This window comes from Ottowia oryzae, from assembly GCF_003008535.1.
Classification (GTDB): Bacteria; Pseudomonadota; Gammaproteobacteria; order Burkholderiales; family Burkholderiaceae_C; genus Ottowia; species Ottowia oryzae.
Map to the genome: position 1 here is coordinate 2,296,689 of NZ_CP027666.1, position 20,600 is coordinate 2,317,288.

Annotated in this window: 15 protein-coding genes and 1 pseudogene; 9 read left to right on the top strand and 7 right to left on the bottom strand. The window is 69.1% G+C overall.

The annotated features are described in order from the left end of the window. Nucleotides 1–146 precede the first annotated feature (146 nt). Genes C6570_RS10695 through C6570_RS10710 form a run of 4 tightly spaced genes read left to right on the top strand, consistent with a single transcriptional unit; the run spans nucleotide 147 to nucleotide 10,072 of the window. Nucleotides 147–1,853, top strand: a complete 1,707-nt coding sequence (locus tag C6570_RS10695) for an efflux RND transporter periplasmic adaptor subunit (protein ID WP_106703191.1) — start codon at nucleotides 147–149, stop codon at nucleotides 1,851–1,853. Between the two features lie 13 nt (nucleotides 1,854–1,866). Beyond that, nucleotides 1,867–5,253: an efflux RND transporter permease subunit gene (locus C6570_RS10700; protein WP_106703192.1), complete on the top strand. Its 3,387-nt coding sequence runs from the start codon at nucleotides 1,867–1,869 to the stop codon at nucleotides 5,251–5,253. Continuing rightward, on the top strand, nucleotides 5,250–8,594 hold the full coding sequence (locus tag C6570_RS10705) for an efflux RND transporter permease subunit (RefSeq protein ID WP_106703193.1): 3,345 nt from the start codon (nucleotides 5,250–5,252) through the stop codon (nucleotides 8,592–8,594). The genes C6570_RS10700 and C6570_RS10705 overlap by 4 nt, the downstream gene beginning before the upstream one ends. Before the next feature lie 8 nt (nucleotides 8,595–8,602). Then, the gene (locus C6570_RS10710; protein ID WP_245896164.1) at nucleotides 8,603–10,072 is read left to right on the top strand and encodes an efflux transporter outer membrane subunit; all 1,470 of its coding nucleotides are present in this window, start codon (nucleotides 8,603–8,605) and stop codon (nucleotides 10,070–10,072) included. Nucleotides 10,073–10,090: 18 nt separating this feature from the next. Here the strand turns inward: C6570_RS10710 and C6570_RS10715 are convergent, their stop codons facing one another. Next, entirely contained in the window at nucleotides 10,091–11,299 is a 1,209-nt protein-coding gene (locus tag C6570_RS10715) for an ABC transporter substrate-binding protein (protein WP_245896165.1), read from the bottom strand. Between the two features lie 106 nt (nucleotides 11,300–11,405). Then, nucleotides 11,406–12,349 (bottom strand): annotated as a pseudogene (locus tag C6570_RS10720) (LysR substrate-binding domain-containing protein). Nucleotides 12,350–12,444: 95 nt separating this feature from the next. On the opposite strand from C6570_RS10720, the gene C6570_RS10725 reads away from it, so the two are divergent. Next, nucleotides 12,445–13,332 (top strand): HTD2 family dehydratase, encoded by an 888-nt coding sequence (locus C6570_RS10725; protein ID WP_106703195.1) that lies wholly within the window; start codon nucleotides 12,445–12,447, stop codon nucleotides 13,330–13,332. 367 nt (nucleotides 13,333–13,699) lie between these two features. Here C6570_RS10725 and nth read toward each other — a convergent pair whose 3' ends face one another. Then, nucleotides 13,700–14,338 carry an endonuclease III gene (nth, locus tag C6570_RS10730; RefSeq protein ID WP_106703196.1) on the bottom strand — a complete coding sequence of 213 codons (639 nt, stop codon included), beginning with the start codon at nucleotides 14,336–14,338 and terminating at the stop codon, nucleotides 13,700–13,702. A 199-nt stretch (nucleotides 14,339–14,537) separates the two neighbouring features. Here nth and C6570_RS10735 point away from each other — a divergent pair, with 199 nt between their 5' ends. The 4 genes from C6570_RS10735 to trxC all read left to right on the top strand — a co-directional run bounded on the left by C6570_RS10735 (nucleotide 14,538) and on the right by trxC (nucleotide 16,992). Beyond that, nucleotides 14,538–15,731 carry an aminotransferase-like domain-containing protein gene (locus tag C6570_RS10735; protein ID WP_211297695.1) on the top strand — a complete coding sequence of 398 codons (1,194 nt, stop codon included), beginning with the start codon at nucleotides 14,538–14,540 and terminating at the stop codon, nucleotides 15,729–15,731. Between the two features lie 117 nt (nucleotides 15,732–15,848). Further along, nucleotides 15,849–16,043, top strand: a complete 195-nt coding sequence (locus C6570_RS10740; RefSeq protein ID WP_106704648.1) for a DUF3820 family protein — start codon at nucleotides 15,849–15,851, stop codon at nucleotides 16,041–16,043. A 143-nt stretch (nucleotides 16,044–16,186) separates the two neighbouring features. Then, on the top strand, nucleotides 16,187–16,534 hold the full coding sequence (locus C6570_RS10745) for a hypothetical protein (protein WP_106703198.1): 348 nt from the start codon (nucleotides 16,187–16,189) through the stop codon (nucleotides 16,532–16,534). Nucleotides 16,535–16,545: 11 nt separating this feature from the next. Then, nucleotides 16,546–16,992, top strand: coding sequence for a thioredoxin TrxC (gene trxC / locus C6570_RS10750; RefSeq protein ID WP_106703199.1), 447 nt, complete (start codon nucleotides 16,546–16,548; stop codon nucleotides 16,990–16,992). A gap of 133 nt (nucleotides 16,993–17,125) precedes the next feature. Here trxC and C6570_RS10755 read toward each other — a convergent pair whose 3' ends face one another. The 4 genes from C6570_RS10755 to glyA form a co-directional block, all read right to left on the bottom strand. Beyond that, on the bottom strand, nucleotides 17,126–17,731 hold the full coding sequence (locus C6570_RS10755) for a hypothetical protein (RefSeq protein WP_106703200.1): 606 nt from the start codon (nucleotides 17,729–17,731) through the stop codon (nucleotides 17,126–17,128). Nucleotides 17,732–17,842: 111 nt separating this feature from the next. Next, a complete protein-coding gene (locus C6570_RS10760; RefSeq protein ID WP_106703201.1) occupies nucleotides 17,843–18,589 on the bottom strand; it encodes a hypothetical protein in 747 nt (248 codons plus the stop codon). Continuing rightward, nucleotides 18,590–19,039: a transcriptional regulator NrdR gene (nrdR, locus tag C6570_RS10765; RefSeq protein ID WP_106703202.1), complete on the bottom strand. Its 450-nt coding sequence runs from the start codon at nucleotides 19,037–19,039 to the stop codon at nucleotides 18,590–18,592. A 157-nt stretch (nucleotides 19,040–19,196) separates the two neighbouring features. Continuing rightward, nucleotides 19,197–20,447 carry a serine hydroxymethyltransferase gene (gene glyA / locus C6570_RS10770; RefSeq protein WP_106703203.1) on the bottom strand — a complete coding sequence of 417 codons (1,251 nt, stop codon included), beginning with the start codon at nucleotides 20,445–20,447 and terminating at the stop codon, nucleotides 19,197–19,199. Nucleotides 20,448–20,600 lie beyond the last annotated feature (153 nt).

A 20,600-nucleotide genomic window follows, 5' to 3' on the forward strand; every position in this document is an offset into this window, starting at 1 on the left:
GCAGCGCCTGGGGCTTTACAAATCTTCAAAAGACCGACAAGTGGCAAGACAGGCGCAAGGGCTAGGATGCGCCGTCGGCCAGCCTCGTGCACCAAGCCCGGGCGGCTGTTACACCCAGACATTCGCGATCACTTTTTGCGTGCCCCATGCCCACACCGCCAGCCCCATCCTCCGCACCGGCCATTAGCACACCAGCGCCGCTGCCCCCTCAAGTGCCGGTGCGGCCCAGGCGCTGGCTCGGTTGGGTGCTGGCCCTGCTGCTGATTGCCGCGCTGGGCGGCGGCGCCTACTGGCTGGTGCAACGCAGCAAACAGCCCGCCGCAGGCGCAGCTGGCGCGGGCGCGCGCGGGCCGGGCGGCCCTGGCCCGGGTGGGCCGCGCGGGGCGGGCCGCGGCGGCCCGTCGGTCACCGTGGGCTCGGCCGTGGCGCAGCAGGGTGAATTGCCGGTGCTGGTCGAAGCGCTGGGCACCGTCACCCCGCAGGCCACGGTGGCGCTGGTGCCGCAGGTGACCGGCACGCTGACCGATGTGCTGTTCACCGAAGGCCAGAACGTCACCAAAGGCCAGCTGCTGGCGCGCATCGACCCGCGCCCCTATGAACAGGCGCTGGCGCAGGCCAAGGCCACGCGCGCCCGCGATGAGGCGCAGCTGGCAGCCGCGCAGGTCACGCTCAAGCGCTACCAGACGCTGTGGCAGCAGGATTCGATCGCCCGGCAGGACGTGGACACCCAGGCCGCCCTGGTCAAGCAGCTGGGCGCCACCGTGGCCAGCGACCGCGCCAGCGAACAGGCTGCGCAGCTCAACCTGGACCACACTCGCATCGTGGCGCCCATGGCCGGGCGCATCGGCTTGCGCGCCGTGGACCCGGGCAACCTGGTGTCTTCCGGCGGCAGCACCGGCATTGCCACCATCGCGCAGATGGATCCGATCACCGTGTCTTTCGCCGTGCCGCAAGAGCGTGTGCCCGCCGTGGTGGACGCCCAGCGCGCCGGGCCCTTGACCGTCACCGCGATGGACCGCGCCCGCAGTCAGCAGGTGGGCCAGGGCGTTTTCATGACGCTGGACAACGCCATCGACACCAGCACCGGCACCGTGCGCGCGAAGGCCCGCTTTGCCAACGCCGACGGCCGGCTGTTTCCCAACCAGTTCGTGAACGTGCGCCTGCAGCTGGGCAACGCGGCGGGCGTGCTGGTGCCCGTGACAGCCGTGCGCACCGGGCCGCAGGGCGACTACGCCTATGTGATTGATGCGGACGGCGTGGCGCACACGCGCGCCGTCAAGCGCGGGCTGGCCACGGTGGACCAGACGCTCATCACCCAGGGCCTGCAGGCCGGCGAGCGCGTGGTCACCGAAGGCGGTGACCGCGTGAAGGACGGCGCCCGCGTGCAGCTGCAAGCCCCAGGCGCTGGTGGCGCCGCCGGTGCGCAGCGACCGCAGGGGCGCGCCAGCGGGCCGTGGCGCAGGGCTTCTGGTGCGGCCGCTGCCGCGTCCATGGCTTCTGCCGCCGGCGCGGGTACTTCGGCAACCAATCGCGCTCCAGCCGCCACAGGGCCTGCGCAGTCAGCTACTGAAAACGCAGCAGGTGGGGGTATCGGCGCGGGCGCCGGTACCGGCCCGGCGGGCGGCGCAGGCGCGGCCCCAGCCGCGGGGTCTGGCACGCCTGCGCCCGGTGCGGGCAGCCAGGGCGACGCGGGCGGCAACGGCGGCCACGGCAATGGCCGCGCCGCCTGGCTGAACAGCCTGCCGCCGGCCGAGCGCGACAAGATCATGGCGATGCCGCCCGAGGAGCGGCGCGCCTACGTGCGGCAGCTGCGCGAGCAGCGCCAGGGCAGCGGGGCCGCGCCCGCCAACTGAGCGTGCGCCTGGTATGAACGTCTCGCGCATCTTCATCCAGCGGCCGGTTGCCACCGGGCTGCTGATGTTGGCCATCGTGCTGGCGGGCCTGGTGGGCCTGCGCTTTCTGCCGCTGGCGGCCCTGCCGCAGGTGGATTACCCGACCATCCAGGTGCAAACGCTGTACCCCGGCGCCAGCCCGGACGTGATGAGCCGCACCGTCACCGCGCCGCTCGAGCGCCAGTTCGGCCAGATGTCCGGGCTGGAGCGCATGAGCAGCACCAGCGCCGCCGGCGTGTCACTGGTCACGCTGCAGTTCGCGCTGGCCGAATCCATGGACGCGGCTGAGCAGCAGGTGCAGGCCGCGATGAACGGCGCCTCCACGCTGCTGCCCGCCGATCTGCCCGCGCCGCCGGTGTACGCCAAGGTGAACCCGGCCGACGCGCCCATCCTGACGCTGGCCATCAGCTCCACCAGCCTGCCGCTGACCGAAGTGCAGAACATGGTCAACACCCGCCTGGCGCTGAAGATCAGCCAGATCAGCGGCGTGGGCCTGGTCACCCTGGCGGGCGGGCAGCGCCCGGCCGTGCGCGTGCAGGGCAACGTCGAGGCGCTGGCCGCGCTGGGCTTGGGGCTGGATTCGATCAGCAGCGCCATCAGCGCCGGCAACGCCAGCGGCGCCAAGGGCAGTTTTGACGGCCCACAGCGCGCCTACACCATCAACAGCAACGACCAGCTGATGGCGGCCAGCCAGTACCGTGAGCTGATCATCGCCTACAAGAACGGCGCACCCGTGCGCCTGAAAGACGTGGCGCAGGTGGTCGACAGCTCTGAAAACGACCGCCTGGGCGCCTGGGCCGTCATCAAAAATGAGAGCGGCCAGCCTACGCCAGCCGGGCGCCAGCGGGAAATTTCTTCTGATAAGCCGGTAGCAGGCGAAGCCGCGCAGGGCGGACTTCATGCCCTTTCGCCGTCCATCATCCTCAACGTGCAGCGCCAGCCGGGTGCCAACGTCATCGCCACCGTCGATGCCATCAAGAAGCAGCTGCCCGAGCTGCGCCAAAGCCTGCCCAGCACCGTGACGGTGGACGTGCTGACCGACCGCACGCTGGGCATCCGCGCCTCGGTCGAACATGTGCAGATGGAGCTGGTGCTGGCCGTCGTGATGGTCGTGCTGGTGATCTTCCTGTTCCTGCACAGCCTGCGGGCCACGGTGATTGCGTCCATCGCGGTGCCTATCTCGCTGATTGGCTCGGTCGCGCTGATGTACCTGCTGGGCTATTCGCTCAACAACCTGACGCTGATGGCGCTGACCATCGCCACCGGCTTCGTGGTGGACGACGCGATCGTGATGATCGAGAACATCTCCCGCCACCGCGAGATGGGCAAGCCGCCCTTCAGGGCCGCTTTGGACGGGGCGGGCGAGATCGGCTTCACCATCATCTCGCTGACGGTGTCGCTGATCGCGGTGCTGATTCCGCTGCTGTTCATGCAGGAGGTAATTGGCCGCCTGTTCCGCGAATTCGCTGTCACGCTGGCCATCACCATCCTGCTGTCGGCCGTGGTGTCGCTGACGCTGGTGCCCATGATGTCGGCGCGCTGGCTGGAAAAAGCGCCGCCCAAGCGGGCGCCCGGCGATCCGGATGCAGACGCAGGTGCAGGTGCAGATGCCGCGCCGGGCGAAGCGCACGGCCATGCGCCTGCGGGTGCCATGGGCGGCATCAGCCGCATTGGCCAGTGGTTTCAGGCGCGGCTGGACTGGGTGGTGGCGCATTACGACCGCGGTCTGCACTGGGTGCTGGCGCGCCAGGCGCTGACGCTGACGGTGGCCGTGGCCACGCTGGCGGTCACGGCCCTGCTGTACTGGGGCATGCCCAAGTCGCTGTTCCCCACGCAAAGCACGGGGCAGCTGCAGGGGCGGGTGCAAGCCGATTCAGGCGTGTCGTTCGACCGCATGGCCGCGCTGCAGGACGCGGTGGCCAAGCTGGTGGCGCAAGACCCGGCGGTGCAGTCGCTCAGCTCCGTAGTGGGGGTGGATGCGGCCAACAACACCATGCTGAACACCGGGCGGCTGACGATCAACCTCGCGCCGCGCGGGCTGTTTGGCCCTTCAGAGGCGGCCATCATGCAGCGCCTGGCCAGCGAAGTGGCGCGCGACGTGCCCGGCGCCACGCTGTACCTGCAGCCCACGCAGGATTTGACGGTGGATTCGGCCAGCGGCCCCACCGAATTCCGCTTTGACCTGGAAGGCGTGAACACCGCGCAGGTCAACGAATGGGCGCAGCGCCTGGTGCAGCGCCTGCAAAGCGTGCCCGAGGTGCGCAACGCCACCACCGACGCGGGGGCGGCCGGCCTGTCTGCCATGGTGCAGGTCGACCGCGACACCGCATCGCGCCTGGGCGTGACGGCCAGCGCGCTGGACAACACGCTCTACAACGCCTACGGCCAGCGCATCGTCTCGACCATCTTCACCGAAACCAACCAGTACCGCGTGATTCTGGAAGCGGTGCGCAGCGATGCCGCCAGCCTGGCGGCGCTGCGCAACCTGCCGGTCAAAACCTCGTCGGGCGGCACCACGCCGCTGGCGTCTTTCGCCACGGTGGTGGAAGAACCCGCGCCGCTGCAGGTCACCCGCGTGGGCCAGTACCCGGCGGCCACCGTGGGGTTTGACCTGGCATCCGGCGTTTCACTGGGCACGGCCGTGGGCGCGGTGCAGGCCGCCGCCCGCGCCGAAGGCCTGCCCGAGTCGATCACGCTGCGCATGACGGGCGCGGCCGGCGCCTACCAAAGCTCGCTGTCCAACCAGCTGTGGCTGATTCTGGCGGCCGTGGTGTGCGTGTACATCGTGCTGGGCGTGCTGTATGAAAGCTACGTGCACCCGCTGACGATCTTGTCCACCCTGCCATCGGCGGGTGTGGGCGCGCTGCTGGCGCTGTGGATCACCGGGCATCCGCTGGATGTGGTGGGCATCATCGGCCTGGTGCTGCTGATCGGCATCGTGAAGAAGAACGCCATCATGATGATCGACTTCGCCATCGAGGCAGAACGCCACCAGGGCAAGTCGCCGCAAGAGGCCATCCACCAGGCGGCGCTGCTGCGCTTCCGGCCCATCCTGATGACCACGCTGGCGGCGCTGGCCGCCGCGCTGCCGATGATGCTGTCGGTGGGCGACGGGGCCGAGCTGCGCCGCCCGCTGGGTCTGGCCATCTTCGGCGGGCTGGTGGTGTCTCAGCTGCTGACGCTGTTCACCACGCCCGTCGTGTACCTGTACTTTGACCGGCTGGGCCAGCGCTTCAAGCGGCCAGACGCTATGGAAAGTGAAGCTGCCAGCGCAGGTGGGCCGGGCGCTGAAGGCCAAATTGGCACTGAAGTGGCTGGCCTGAACCACGGCGCGCCGGGCGCCAACGGGGGCGCGGCGTGAACCTGTCGCGCCCGTTCATCGAACGGCCCATCGCCACCGTGCTGCTCACGCTGGGCATTGCGTTGGCGGGCATCGTCGCGTTCTTCATGCTGCCCGTTGCGCGGCTGCCGGCGGTGGACTTTCCCGTCATCAGCGTCAGCGCCAACATGCCCGGCGCCAGCCCGTCCGACATGGCCCGCACGGTGGCTACGCCGCTGGAGCGCACGCTGGGCACCATCTCGGGCGTCAACGAGATGACCTCGATGAGCAGCACCGGGCAGACGCGCGTCACGCTGCAATTCGACCTGAAGCGCAAGATCGACAGCGCCGCGCGCGACGTGCAGGCTGCCATCAACGCCGCGCGGGCCGATTTGCCCGCCAACCTGCGCAGCATGCCCAGCTACCGCAAGGCCAACCCGGCGGCGCAGCCCTTCATGATCCTGGCGCTGACCTCGCCCACGCGCACGCCGGGGCAGATCTACGACGCGGTCAGCAACATCGTCAGCCAGCGGCTGCTGCAGGTGCCGGGCGTGGGCGATGTCACGCTGGGCGGCGGCTCGCTGCCTGCGGTGCGGGTCGAGCTGAACCCCTTCGCCATGAACGACCTGGGCCTGACGGGCGAGGACGTGCGCGCCGCCATCCAGGCCAACAACGCCAACCGGCCCAAGGGCGTGATCGAGGTGGGCACCGCCGGCGACGGGCGCGCGCTGCAGGTGCTCACGCCCGTGCCCGGCCTGCGCGCGGCCGACTACCGCGGGCTGATCGTGGCGGTGCGCGGCGGTGCCGAGGTGCGCCTGCAGGACGTGGCTGAAGTGATCGACAGCGTGCAGGACACGCGCACGCGCGGCACCTTCAACGGCAAGCCGGCCATCGTCGTCAGCATCACCCAGCAGCCCGACGCCAACCTGATCGAGACGGCCGACGCCATCGACGCGCTGATGCCCCAACTGCGCGCCCAGCTGCCGCAGGACGTGAACCTGGACGTGGCCATCGACCGCACCGGCTCGGTGCGCGCGTCGGTGCACGAGGTGGAGCTGACGCTGATCATCGCCGTGATGCTGGTCGTGCTGGTGGTGGGCCTTTTCCTGCGCAACCTGCGCGCCGCGCTGATCCCGGCCGTGGCCACGGTGGTGTCGCTGCTGGGCACCTTCGCGGCGATGTACACGTTGGGCTATTCGCTCAACAACCTCACGCTGATGGCGCTGACGGTGGCCACCGGCTTCGTCGTGGACGACGCCATCGTGGTGCTGGAGAACATCGCCCGCCACATCGAAGACGGCATGCCGCGCCGGCAGGCGGCGCTGCTCGGGGCGCGCGAAGTCGGCTTCACGGTGCTGACCATCAGCCTGTCGCTGGTGGCGGTGTTCATCCCCTTGCTGCTGCAAGGCGGCACGATGGGCCAGATGTTCCGCGAATTCGCGATGACGCTGTGCATCGCGGTGATGATTTCGCTGCTGATCTCGCTGACCACCACGCCGATGATGTGCGCCGCGCTGCTGCCGCGCCACATGGGCCGCAGCGAAGCGGCGCCGCGCCGCAGCGTGATGGGCCGCCTGCGCGCCCGGCTGGGCGGGGCGGCGGGGCGCGCCGGCCGCGCGGTGGAAGGCGGCTACGCCCGCGCGCTGGACTGGACCCTGGCCATGCCCTGGGTGGTGGTGGCCGTGCTGGTGGCCGTGGTCGGGCTGAACGGTTACCTGTTCAGCTCGATCACCAAGGGCTACTTTCCTGAGCAGGACAACGGCCAGCTGGTGGGCGGGCTGCGCGCCGACCAGAGCATTTCTTCCACCGCGCTGGCCGACAAGCTGCAGCAGGCGATGGACATCGTGGCGGCCGACCCTTCCATGGCCACCGTGGTGGGCTTTTCCGGCGGCACGGGTGGCGGCTTCATGTCGGCCGCGCTCAAGCCCGCCAGCCAGCGCCCGCCCAAGGAAACCACGCGCGACGTGATCAACCGCCTGCGCCCGCAACTCAGCCCGATCACCGGGCTGCAGGTGTTCCTGAACCCGGCGCAAGAGCTGCGCATGGGCGGGCGCAGCAGCAACAGCACCTACCAGTACACGCTGAAGGCCGACAACGAGGCCGACCTGAAAACCTGGGTGGCCAAGCTGGCCGACCAGATGCGCACCGACGCGCGCCTGACCGACGTGGACAGCAACCAGACCGAGAACGGGGTCGAGACCTACGTGCAGGTCGACAAGAACCAGGCGGCCGAGCTGGGCGTGAGCAGCAGCGCCATCAATTCGGCGCTGTACGACGCCTTCGGCCAGCGGCAGGTGGCCACCATGTACAGCGACCTGAACCAGTACGCCGTGGTGATGGAATGGGCGCCGCGCTATGCCCAGTCGCCCATCGTGCTCAACAACGTGTACGTGGCCGGCTCAGGCAAGGCGGCCGCCACGCTGGCCAATGCTACCAATACCGTAGCTGCCGGCGCTGGTGCAGCGGGCGCTGGGGCCCAATCTGGCACTGCAGGCAGCGCCGGCGGCGCCACCGCCGGGGGCGCGTCGGCTTCGTCGGCCACGGGTACGGGCGGTTCTTCGGCCAACCCCGGTCTGCGCAACGCATCCACGGGGCAGGCCATTTCGACGGCCGAAACGCCCATGGTGCCGCTGTCGGCCTTCGCGCGGTTCTCTGAACGGTCGGTGGCCACCGGCGTGTGGCACGACGGCGGTGAGCTGTCCAGCACCATCTCGTTCAACCTGGGCGACGGCGCCTCGCTGGAGCAGGGCCGCCAGGCCGTCCTGGACGCCGAGGACGCCATTGGCATGCCCAACAACGTGCGCGGCGCCTTCAGCGGCGCGGCGGCCGAGGCGCAGGCGCAGCAGTCGCAGCAGGGCTGGCTGATTCTGACGGCGGTGGTGGTGATCTACATCGTGCTGGGCATCCTGTACGAAAGCCTGATTCACCCGCTGACGGTGCTGACCACCTTGCCCAGCGCGGGCTTTGGCGCCGTGGTGGCGCTGCTGGCGCTGCGCATGGAGTTTTCCATCATGGCGCTGATCGGGGTGTTTCTGCTGATCGGCATCGTCAAGAAGAACGCCATCATGATCATCGACTTCGCGCTGGACGCCGAGCGCGCCCGCGGCCTCACCGCCGTGCAGGCTGTGCGCGAGGCCTGCCTGAAGCGCTTTCGCCCCATCATGATGACCACGCTGGCCGCCGGCCTGGGCGCGCTGCCGCTGGCCATCGGCTTCGGGCAGGGCGCCGAGCTGCGCCAGCCCCTGGGCGTGACGATCATCGGCGGGCTGATCGCCAGCCAGATGCTCACCTTGCTGACCACCCCGGCGGTCTATGTGCTGCTGGACCGCCTGCGCCGCCACCCCGCTGATGAGCGCCACCTTGCCCGCGCCGCCACCGCATGAAGACCGCCTTGACCCCCTTATCCCGCGCACGTTTCGCCCCTCGCGCGCGCGCATCGCTAACCTCGCGCAGCGTGCTGGCCGCCAGCGTGCTGCTGGCCCTGGCCGGCTGCAGCCTGGCCCCGCTGGACGCCACGCCGCCCATCACCGTGCCCGCCGCCTGGAAAAGCGCCGCGCCGCAGGCCGGCTGGATCAGCGCCGACACCGCGCGCGACTGGCAGGCCGGCCGCTGGTGGACGCCGTTCAACGACCCGCAGCTGGACGCGCTGATGGCGCGCGTCGACATCGGCAACCAGAACCTGGCGCTGGCCGTGGCCAACGTGCGGCAGGCCCAGGCGCTGCTGCGCCAGCAACAGGCGCAGCTGTGGCCCACGGTAGGCGCCAGCGGCAGCGAGCAGCGCAGCGGCGGCGAAGACCGCGCCAGCACCAGCACCGCCAGCCTGGGGCTGAACGTCAGCTGGGCGCCCGATCTGTGGGGGCGCCTGGGCGATGCCGCGCGCGCCCAGGGCGCCGGCGTGCAGGCCAGCCAGGCCGACCTGGCCGGCGCCCGCCTGTCGGCCCAGGGCAGCCTGGCGCAGGCGTACTTCACCCTGCGCGAGCTGGACGCCGAGGCCGCGCTGCTGCAGGACATCATCGCCGGCTACGAACGCAGCGCGCGCATCACGCAAAACCGCTACGACGCGGGCATCGCCGCGCGCACCGACACGCTGCAGGCGCAAAGCACGCTGGATGGCGCGCGCGCCAGCCTCACGGCGCTGCAGCTGAACCGTGCACTCAGCGAGCACGCCATTGCCCTGTTGGTCGGCGAGGCGCCGGCCGGCTTCACGCTGGCGCCCGCCACCTGTGTCGACCAGGTGCCCGTGGCGCCGGCGGGCGTGCCGTCTGAGCTGCTGCTGCGCCGCCCCGACATCGCCAGCGCCGAGCGCAGCGTGAGCGCCGCCAACGCCCGCATCGGCGTGGCGCGGGCGGCGTACTTCCCGCAGATCACGCTGACGGGCAGTTTGGGCGCCTCGGGCAGCCATCTTGGCGACTTGATCTCGGCGCCCAGCCTGCTGTGGTCGCTGGGCCTGTCGCTGGCGCAGTACGTGTTTGACGGCGGCGCGCGCACCGCGGCGGTGGATCAGGCGATTGCGGCGCACGAAGGCGCCACCGCCACGTACCGCCAGACCGCGCTGTCGGCCATGAAAGATGTGGAAGACCAGCTGGCCCGCCTGACCGCGCTGGCCGCGCAGCAGGAACGCACCCGCGCGGCGGCCCAGGCAGCGCAGCGCATCGAGCAGCAGATGCTGAACCGCTACCAGTCGGGCCTGTCGGCCTACACCGACGTGGTGACGGCGCAGGCCAGCTCTTTGGGCGCGCGGCGTTCGGTGATGCAGCTGCAACTGCAGCGCCAGCAGGCGGCCGTGTCGCTGATGCAGGCGCTGGGCGGCGGCTGGCAGGCGCCGTGGGGTGCTGTGGACGCCGCAACGTCGCCTCGTTGACGGCCTGGCGCCGCTGTCTTACCCCTTGCGCTGAACCGCCAGGTTCCGCCGCGCGTCCTCCGGATAGGCGAAGGTGATTGCGCCGTTGCGGACCACGCCCAGGTACAGCATGTTCATGGTGATGGCGTTGTGGTCCGTCGTGCTGAAGGCGTTCTTGTAGGTGGTCACCACGCCGTAGTAGGGGCGGTCGTTGGTTTCCAGCGCGTGCTTGATCGCCGGGCCGTCGATGGTCTTGTTCTTGATCGTGAACAGCGCATAGGCCAGCAGATAGCCCGCGTCGTAGCCTTGGGCGGCAGCCACCGGCACGGTGATGCGCTCCACCTTGTAGGCACGGCGGAAGTTGGCCAGGAAGGTTGAGCGACGTTCGTTGCTCGGCTCGGCAATGAAGGTCTGCGCCATCAGCGAACCTTCTGCCGCGCTCTTGGCGTTGTCGATGTAGAACGGAAAGGACAGCGGCCAGGCGCCGATCTGAGTCACCTTCCAGCCCAGCGCCTCGCGGGCGCGGCCAATCAGCGCGTTTTCGGGGCCCACGGTGATCGTGAACACCGTCTGCGCGCCGGCGTCACGCGCCTCTTTCACAGCGTCGGACAAGTCCTTGACGCCCACATCAAAGCGCTTGACGTACGCCGGCTTGAGCTTGTGCGCCTCCAGCGCGGCCATGAAGTCCTTGAATCCCGCCTCGCCGTAGCCGCTGGTGTCGGCAAAAATGGCGATCTTCGTCCAGCCGCGCTTGACGGCATCGTTGACGACAAAGGGCACCTGCAGGTCGTCGGTGGCGGACGACTGGAAGATGTAGCTTTCGGCGGTGGGGTATTTCTTGGTGATCGGCGATCCGGTCGCGCAGGGCACCAGCAGCGGCACCTTGTTCTTCTGGAACTCGTCCAGCGCCTTCATCGCGTTGCCGGTGTTGCAAAAGCCGATGGTGGCGACCACGCCTTCCTTGATCAGTTCCTGCGCGGCAGCAAGCGCACCGTCGGGCGTGCTCTTGTCGTCCTTGACGACGACCTCGAACTTGCGGCCCACGTAACCGCCGAGGTCGTTGATCTCCTTGATGGCCAGTTCCGCGCCACGCTTCATCGAGGTGCCGAAATCGGCAGAGCCGCCACTGAAAGGCCCGACAAGGCCGATCTTGATCGCGGGCTGTTGCGCGCTGGCGGACGCTGCCATCAGCGCAAGCGACGCGCCGACCAAACTCAGCACGCCCGATCTGTTGGTTCTCGTGAACACGGCATGAGTCTCCTGAAAAAGTCTGGCTGGATTAGAACCGCGATTGGCGTGCCCATCGGCATAGTGGAAACCCGGAACGCCCACGCACGCTCACTGGCAATGCCAACTATTTGGCGAATCGCTTCGTGTTGCGCCGGCGCTGCGCACCAGGCGCTTCGTGCCGGGCAAAGTGCGCGCACAGCAGCTCGACCAGCGCCTGCGCATACGCCGGCAGGGCATCGTTCTCGCGCGGGAGCACGCGCCGCTCGCGCCATTTCCACTCATCGGTCAGCTCGATCTGCACCAGCCTCATCGCCGCCAGATTGCGCCGCGCCGCGCTCTCGGGCACCACGCCGATGCCGACGCCGCCGCCGATCATGCGGCACATGGCGTCGAAGCTGGTCAGCTGGATGCGCAGCTTGCGCTTGCGTCCCATCTGCTCGGTGATGCGGCTCAGGTAGGCCTGCAGCGTGCTGCCGCTGTGCATGCCGATGTGGTCGTGCTCCAGCGTGTCGGCAAATGTCACCGACTTGCGGCGCGCCAGCGGGTGACCGCGCGCCACCACCAGCACCAGCCGGTCGGTCGAGAAGTGGACCGCGCGCAGCCCGGTCAGGTCGACATCGCCGGCGACAATCCCCAAGTCGGCGCGGCCGTCGCGCACGCCGCGCGCGATGTCACCGTTCGGTTTTTCCTGAAGGTCGATGTTGATCGTCGGGTGCGCCCCCATGAAGGCGGGCAGCAGCTCGGGCAGGAAATCCATCACCGCCGTGGTGTTGGCGTACACGCGCAAGTGCCCGCGCAGGCCGCCGCCGTATTCCTGCAGTTCGGCGCGCAACTGCTCGGCCTGGCGCAGCACGCCGCGCGCGTGGTGCAAAAAGGCATCGCCCGCCGGCGTGAGGCGCACGCCACGCGCTTCGCGGTGGAACAGTGCCACGCCGGCCTGTTCTTCCAGCGCCTTGATGCGCGCGCTGGCGGCGGCCAGCGACAGGGGCGGCGCAAGGCGGCGCGGGTGAGGGCGCCTTCGTCGGCGGCGCGCACGAACAGGCGCAGGTCGGTCAGATCGAATTGCATAGAGAGTGGCGCAGTGGCAAGCCTTCGGATTATCCGAAACCTTGTTCTCGAAATCACCGATGGTGCTATGGCCCGGCGCGGGCCAACATCGGGCCATGGAGACAAGCAACGACCGCGCGCTGGACGCCGCCGCCATCGCCCACCTGCAGCAATGGGTGGGGCGCAGCGAAACACTGACCGACGACATTGCCGCCGCGCCGCTGCGCGGCCTGTCGGCCACGCTGGACAGGGGCGACGCGCCGCCCGAGCATGGCGACGCCGTGCCGCCGCTCGGCCACTGGCTGTACTTTCTGCCGCAGGCGCCGCAAAGCCAGATCGGGCCGGACGGCCACCCCAAGCGCGGCGGCTTTCTGCCGCCCGTGCCCTTGCCGCACCGCATGTGGGCCGGCGGGCGCCTTCGCTGGGAGGCCGCCAACCCGCTGCGCCTGGGCGATGCAGCGCAGCGCACCTCACGCATCGCATCGGTGACGCGCAAGGACGGGCGCACGGGCGAGATGGTGTTCGTGGGGGTGAAGCACGAAGTCCGCAACGCCGCCGGCCTGTGTCTGAGCGAGGAACACGACATCGTCTACCGCGGCATGCCGCCTGCGCACGAAACCCCGCCCGCGCCCGTGGCCGCCGAAACCCGCGCGCCGTGGCGCCGCCCCATCGTGCCCGATGCGGTGCTGCTGTTCCGCTACAGCGCGCTTACCGTCAACGGGCACCGTATCCATTACGACCGCAGCTATGTCACGCAGCAAGAGGGCTACCCCGGCCTGGTCGTGCACGGCCCGTTGATTGCCACGCTGCTGGTCGATCTGGTGCGGCGCCACGCGCCGGGGCGCTTCATCCGCCGCTTTGACTTTCGCGCCGTGCGGCCCACGTTCGACGGGCATGCGTCTCACGTCAACGGCGCGCCGTCGCCGGACGGGCGGAAGGTGCGGCTTTGGGCGCACGACCACGAAGGCTGGCTGACCATGCAGGCCGAAGCCGAATTGGAGTAAAAAGAGCCGACAGCGCAGGTGCAGATTGCGCTACCAGCTAGCAAAAGCATAGTGTCCATGAACCCCGTGCCCGACGAACACCAGTACATTAGCGATGCCGTGCGCGCCCTGTGCGCGCGGGCCGCAGCAGGGGATGTGCAGGGTGAGTACGTCGCTGCGCGGATGGGTGCGGGCGCATAGACGCTGGCCCACGGCAGCGGTGTTGTGAAGACCGCAACGAGGCGCTGCCCGGCGTGCTGCGGCCTTGGGCGACCCGGTGCGCAGCCGTGGGTGGGCGATGGACTATAAAAAAAGGCCTGCAGCGGCCGTCCAGACTGCGCAGGATGCTATCTTGGTAATAGCAAATTTCTGCCAGCGTTTCGCGCGCTCAAGGCAACGGTGTCTTGGGCTTGAAGTCGCAGTCCACCACCACCTGGCATTCCCAGCAGCGCGGCTTGCGCGCCACGCACACGTAGCGGCCCAGCAGGATCAGCCAGTGGTGCGCGTGCACGGCGTACCGGGGCGGCACGCGCTGCAGCAGTTGCAGCTCGACGGCCAGCGGCGTCTTGCCAGGCGCCAGCCCGGTGCGGTTGCTGACGCGGAAGATGTGCGTGTCCACCGCCATCGTCGGCTCGCCAAAGGCCACGTTCAGCACCACGTTGGCGGTCTTGCGGCCCACGCCGGGCAGCGCCTCCAGCTCGGCGCGGGTGGCGGGCACTTCGCCGCCGTGGCGCTCGATCAGGATGCGGCAGGTTTCCAGCAGATGGCGCGCTTTGCTGCGAAACAGGCCGATGGTCTTGATGTAGCTCTCCAGCCCGTCCTGGCCCAGCGCCAGGATCTTCTGCGGCGTGTTGGCCACGGGGAAAAGCCGCCGCGTGGCCTTGTTCACCCCCGCGTCCGTCGCCTGTGCCGAAAGCAGCACGGCGGCCAGCAGCTCGAACACGCTGCTGTATTCCAGCTCGCTTTGCGGATGGGGGTTGGCCGCCTGCAAGGTGGCGAAGAAATGGTCGATCTGCTTGGGGGTCATCGGGGGTGGGGCGGCGCGCCGACGCGGGTGGGCGGCTTGGCGGCCATCTTGCCACGCCGTGGGTTGCACTTGCCGCCGCGATTTTCGCCTTGCGTGGGCGGAAGGCAGGGCGCCCGGACGCGCGACAATGGCGTGTGCCGCCACGGCCTGGCCGGGCGCTGTAGCTTCTCTTTCATTCATCCTGTCGCAAGCCATGCCTCTGACCTTCGCCCAACGCCTAGACAACGTCGAAACCTCCGCCATCCGCGAGCTGTTCAAGCTGCTGGGCAAGCCCGGCATCATCAGCTTTGCGGGCGGTTTCCCAGACAGCGCGATGTTCGACGTCCAGGGCATTTCGGCGGCCGTCAACACCGCATTGCAGACCGAGCCCGGCGCCGCGCTGCAGTACGGCGCCACCGAGGGCTTTCAGCCCCTGCGCGAGCAGCTTTCGGCCTTCATGGCGCAAAAAGGCGCCAAGGATGTGGCGCCCGACCAGCTGATCGTCACCACCGGCAGCCAGCAGGCGCTGGACTTGCTGGGCAAGACGCTGGTTGACCCCGGCAGCAAGGCCATCGTGGAAGGCCCCACCTTTCTGGCCACCATCCAGTGCTTTCGCCTGTACGGCGCCGACCTGGTCAGCGCCCCGGTCGATGGCGACGGCGTGCAGGTGGACAAGCTGGAGCAGCTGATCGTTGAGCACCGCCCCCGCTTCATCTACCTGATTCCCACCTTTGGCAACCCCAGCGGCGCCATGCTCAGCCTGGAGCGGCGCAAGCGCGTGCTGGAGCTGGCGGTGAAGTACCAGACGCTGATCATCGAAGACGACCCCTATGGCGACCTGTACTTTGACGCGCCGCCGCCGCCCAGCCTGCTGGCGCTCACGGCCGAGGTGCCCGGCAGCCGCGACTGGCTGGTGCACTGCGGCAGCCTGAGCAAGGTGCTCAGCCCCGGCCTGCGCGTGGGCTGGATGGTGGCGCCTGCGGCGCTGCTGGCCAAGGCGACCATGTGCAAGCAGTTCAGCGACGCGCACACCAGCACCTTCGCCCAGGCCACCGCCGCGCAGTACCTGGCCGACGGCCACATGCCCGCCACCCTGGCGCGCGTGCGGCAGGTCTACGGCCAGCGCGCCCGCACCATGACCGACGCGCTGCGCAGCGAGCTGGGCGACGCCATCGACTTCGTGGCGCCGCAGGGCGGCCTGTTCGTGTGGGCGCGCCTGACGGGCGCGGGCGGCAAGCTGAAAGACGGCGCCGAGCTGGCCAAGCGCGCCATCGAGCAGGGCGTGGCCTTCGTGCCCGGCGCGCCGTTCTATTGCGCCAACCCGGACCTCAGCACACTGCGCCTGTCCTTCGCCACCGTGGGCGACGACAAGATCCGCGAAGGCATCGGCCGCCTGGCGCGCGCGCTGGGCTGATCGGGCAGGGCCGTGGGCGAGCCTTCTACCCCCGCAGCGCCGGCCACTGGCGCTGCCAAGCCAGGCCGCGCCAGCGATGACCCGCCCGCCGCGCTGGAGCGGCTGGTCACCCTGGCCATGCCCTTTGGCAAGTACAAGGGCACACTGCTGGCCGACCTGCCCAGCGCCTACCTGGACTGGTTTGCGCGGCAGGGCTTTCCCAAGGGCGAGCTGGGCCGCCTGCTGGCGCTGATGCACGAGGTGGACCAGGCCGGCGGTCGCCCACTGCTGGCGCCGCTGCGCCATGGCGCACCCAAGTCGCCAGCCAAATAGATTGCAAGCCAAATAGGGCCCTGACGCTGGTGCAGCCTGCGCCGGCAGCTATCATAAATAGAGTGATTGGTCTGCGCTAAGGCGCACGCAGGCACGGCCGCACCGCCCTTGAAAAAGCCTCTGCCGTCCTCAACTGCGACGGCATGAAAACACTCCAATCCCCCTCTAAGACCGCCGGGTTTCTGGCGCAATTGCTGGAGCGGCTGGATGCAAGCCGCGTCCCGGTCGACGCGCACCAGTACCGCACCGTGGTCGACAGCCTGACGCGCATGCTGTCCGACGACAGCGTGGACTGGCAGCCGCTGCTGGCCGAAAGCCCTGCCGCCGCCGCCGTGTATGAGAACCTGCACTACGCCGAGGCGGGCCTGTGCCGCTCGCCGCTCGAGCAGGCCATGACCGCCGAAATGCACGCCCGCGCAGCCATCGAAGCCGCCGCCCGACAGGCGCCTGCCGCCGACAGCGCCTTCCCCGACCAAGCCCCCACCGCCTGAAGGAGCCCTTTGTGAGCGAGCCACTGCACATCGTCTGCCCCCACTGCCAGACCACCAACCGCGTGCGCGCCGACCAACTGGCCAGCGACCCCACCTGCGGCCAATGCAAGCAGCCGCTGTTCACCGGCCACCCGGTGGCGCTGGACGATGTGACGGCGTTCGACAAGCACATTGCGCGCAACCAGATTCCCGTGCTGGTCGACTTCTGGGCGCCCTGGTGCGGGCCCTGCCGCATGATGGCGCCCGCCTACGAAAAAGCCGCCGCCGAGCTGGAGCCGCGCGTGCGCGTGGCCAAGGTCAACACCGAAGCCGCCCCCGCGCTGGGCACGCGCTTCAATATCCGCAGCATCCCCACGCTGGCGCTGTTTGTGGGCGGCAAGGAAGTGGCGCGCCAGCCCGGCGCCATGACGAACCCTGCGCAGATCGTGCAGTGGGTCGCGGCGCACGTGCCGCGCTGAGTCACTCGCTCATCGGCGGATGCTTTCGAGCGTTGCGCGCCGCTCCGCCGATTTGCCGCGTGTGCGTCACGGCCAGCTTCGCCCTGGCTGCCAGCGCCGCGCGCTTGCTGCGGTGCGGTTTACTTTCGCGCTTTCAGCGCACCAGCGCCTCGTAGGCGCGCCGCGTGGACGGCGACACCGCTGCCAGCACCTGTTCATAACTGCTGTGGTGGCGCGCCAGCAGCCTGGCTGACGCCACCGGGCGCGAGCGGCAAAACCAGTGGCAGCTGTGCTGCATCAGGTACAGCTCGGCCGTCATGGTGAAGGCTTTGTCTTTCGGCGCCAGACCGTCTGCGTTGACCGCCAGCGTCTGGATGGCGCGGGCGTGCAGCTCAAAAAGGCGGCGCGCGTCGATCAGCCGGTCGCGCGGCAGCAGTTGCTGCGCCCAGGGAATGGCGAAGGGCAGTTTGCCGAACTGCGCCAGCGGCGCCGGCACCTTGGCAAAGTCGGCGGCAAAGCGGCCAAACTGCGACGCCAGCGCCTGCTCGGTGTCTTGCAGCGTGCCCCAGATCTGCGTGCGGCGGTCGGGGTCGGCCTCGCCCACCCAGCGCAGGTAGCCTTCCGTCAGGTTTTCCATCAGCTGCTCGATCCGGTACTGGCCCAGCACGCTGCCCAGCAAGGCGATGCGGCGTGCCTGCTCGCGCGCCCTGAAGACGGCGAAGACGATGAAGACGAGGACGAGCAGGGGTAACAGTTCCATGGCGGCGACAAGGTCAGGGGTGGCGGGCGGGCGCTGCGCCCATGCGTGGGCCGCGCGGCGCCAAGCGGCCCGAGTGTGGCAGGGCGGCCAGCGGCCGCGCGCACGGCAGGGTCATGGCCGTGTCGGCGCGACCAGCGGCGCCACGAAGTTCGGCACCGCGCCGTCGCCCTTCCACAATTCGATGAGCATGGTGCTGGGCACTGGCGCGCGGCCGATGCGGGCGGGGCGCATGGGGGTGTCCAGAATGGGCGCGATAAGGGCCTGCACGGCGCGGTCTGTGCCGGCGTCGCCCTGGATTTCATAGCGCTCGATCACCCCTTGCGATGAAATCCACAGCTGCACGGTGATGCGCGGGTGCGCCTGCGGCCACGGCATCTCGGCCAGGTGCCAATCGTTGTCGATGGGCACGGGCGCCTGGTCGGCTTGCGTGGCGTCCAGCCAGCCGCCTTGGTTACTGGCGCTGCGGGCGGAATCGGGCAGCGCGGCGGACGCAGGCAGGTCGGGTGGCGCTGGCTCCGGTGGCTGAGCGGGCTGGGGTGGCGGCTGCGGCGTGGGCGCCGGGCGAGGGCGCGGCGCTGGCGGCGGCGTGTCGGCTGGCTCGGGCGCGGTGATTTCAGGCGCCGCTGCGGGCGCCGCGGGTGCGTCCGGCGCGGGTGATTCCGTCGGTAGCGGTGCGGGCGCGGGCGCAAGCTGCGGCGGCGCGGCGGTGCGAAAGTTGACGTGCCACGCCGCAGGTTGAGAGCGCGCAGGCGGCCGCACGACCACGTAACGGCTGAGCGACAGCCACAGCAAGGCGTGCAAGGCGATGGCGGCGGCCAGCGCCCCCACCAGCGCTGGCTTTGGCCCGCGCGTTGGCATTCAGCGCCGCACCTCGTCGACCAGCGCGCGAAACTCGTCGATGTCCTCAAAGCTGCGGTACACGCTGGCAAAGCGCACGTAAGCCACTTTGTCGAGTTTTTTCAGCTCGCGCATGACCAGCTCGCCCAGGCGGGCCGAGGCCACTTCGCGCGCGCCGGTGGCCAGCAGCTTTTCTTCGATGCGCTCGATGGCGCTGTCGATCTGTTCGGTGCTCACTGGGCGCTTGCGCAGCGCCAAGTCCAGCGATCCCTGCAGCTTGGCGCGCTCAAACGCCACGCGCCGGCCGTCCTTCTTGACGATGCTGGGAAAGCTGACGTCGGGCCGCTCATACGTGGTGAAGCGCTTGGCGCAGTGCCCGCACTGGCGCCGCCGACGCACAAAACCCCCGTCGTCGGCCACGCGGGTGTCGACCACTTGGGTTTCGGTGTGGGCGCAGAAAGGGCAATGCATCGGGCTTGGGAATTTATACGGAGAATCGGGCTCTAGCGCTGGTGTGGCCTGCGCCAGAAGCTATCAATATAGCAGCAGAACCACAACGTAAAAACGGCGCCGTCTGTGGCAGAGCGGCGCCGCGGTCGGTCACAACGAAGTGCGCCGTGTCAGCGAATTAGCCGCCGTAGACCGGGAACTGTTTCGTCAGCTCGGCCACCTTGGCGCGCACGGCGGCCAGGTTGGCTTCGTCTTTCGGGTTGTCCAGCACGTCGGCGATCAGGTGGGCGGTGGCGCGCGCCTGGTCTTCCTTGAAGCCGCGCGTGGTCATGGCGGGCGTGCCCACGCGGATGCCGCTGGTCACCATCGGCTTTTCCGGGTCGTTGGGGATGGCGTTCTTGTTGATCGTCATGTGGGCGCTGCCCAGCACGGCTTCGGCTTCCTTGCCGGTGATGCCCTTGGGGCGCAGGTCGACCAGCATCACGTGGCTTTGCGTGCCGCCGCTGACGATGCGCAGGCCGCGCTCGGTCAGGGTGTCGGCCACCACCTTGGCGTTGGCCTTGACCTGCTTGGCGTACTGCTTGAACTCTGGTGCCAGCGCTTCCTTGAAGGCGACGGCCTTGGCGGCGATGACGTGCATCAGCGGGCCACCTTGCAGGCCGGGGAACACGGCGCTGTTGATGGCCTTTTCGTGCTCGGCCTTCATCAGGATGAAGCCGGCGCGCGGGCCGCGCAGGCTCTTGTGCGTGGTGCTGGTGACCACGTCGGCGTATGGCACGGGGTTGGGGTACTCACCGCCGGCGATCAGGCCGGCGTAGTGCGCCATGTCCACCATGAAGATGGCGCCCACGTCCTTGGCCACCTTGGCGAAGCGGGCGAAGTCGATTTCAAGGCTGTAGGCGCTGGCGCCGGCAATGATCAGCTTGGGCTTGGTTTCGTGCGCCTTTTTCTCCATCGCTTCGTAGTCGATGGCTTCCTTGGCGTCCAGGCCGTAGCTGACCACGTCGAACCACTTGCCCGACATGTTCAGCGGCATGCCGTGCGTCAGGTGGCCGCCTTCGGCCAGGCTCATGCCCATGATGCGGTCGCCGGGCTTCAGGAAGGCCATGAAGGCGGCGATGTTGGCGCTGGCCCCGCAGTGCGGCTGCACGTTGGCGGCTTCGGCGCCGAAGAGCTGCTTGACGCGGTCGATGGCCAGCTGCTCGACGATGTCCACGTACTCGCAACCACCGTAGTAGCGGCGGCCGGGGTAGCCCTCGGCGTACTTGTTGGTCAGCTGGCTGCCCTGGGCGGCCAATACGGCGGGCGAGGTGTAGTTTTCGCTGGCGATCAGCTCGATGTGGTCTTCCTGGCGCTGGTTTTCCTTCTGGATGGCAGCAAAGACATCGGCGTCGACGGCGGAAAGCGGTTGGGTGGTGCGATTGAACATGGCAGTGGGTTTGGCAAGGTGTTCCCCGTATCCGCCACGCGCATCGGCGCGACGAAAGGGGTTGCCCAGGCGAACGGCTCAAACGCGCTTCGGTGCACCAAGAGGTGTCTGCCGAACGCGGCGCGCTTCCCAGTGGTAATTGGCAGGCAGCTG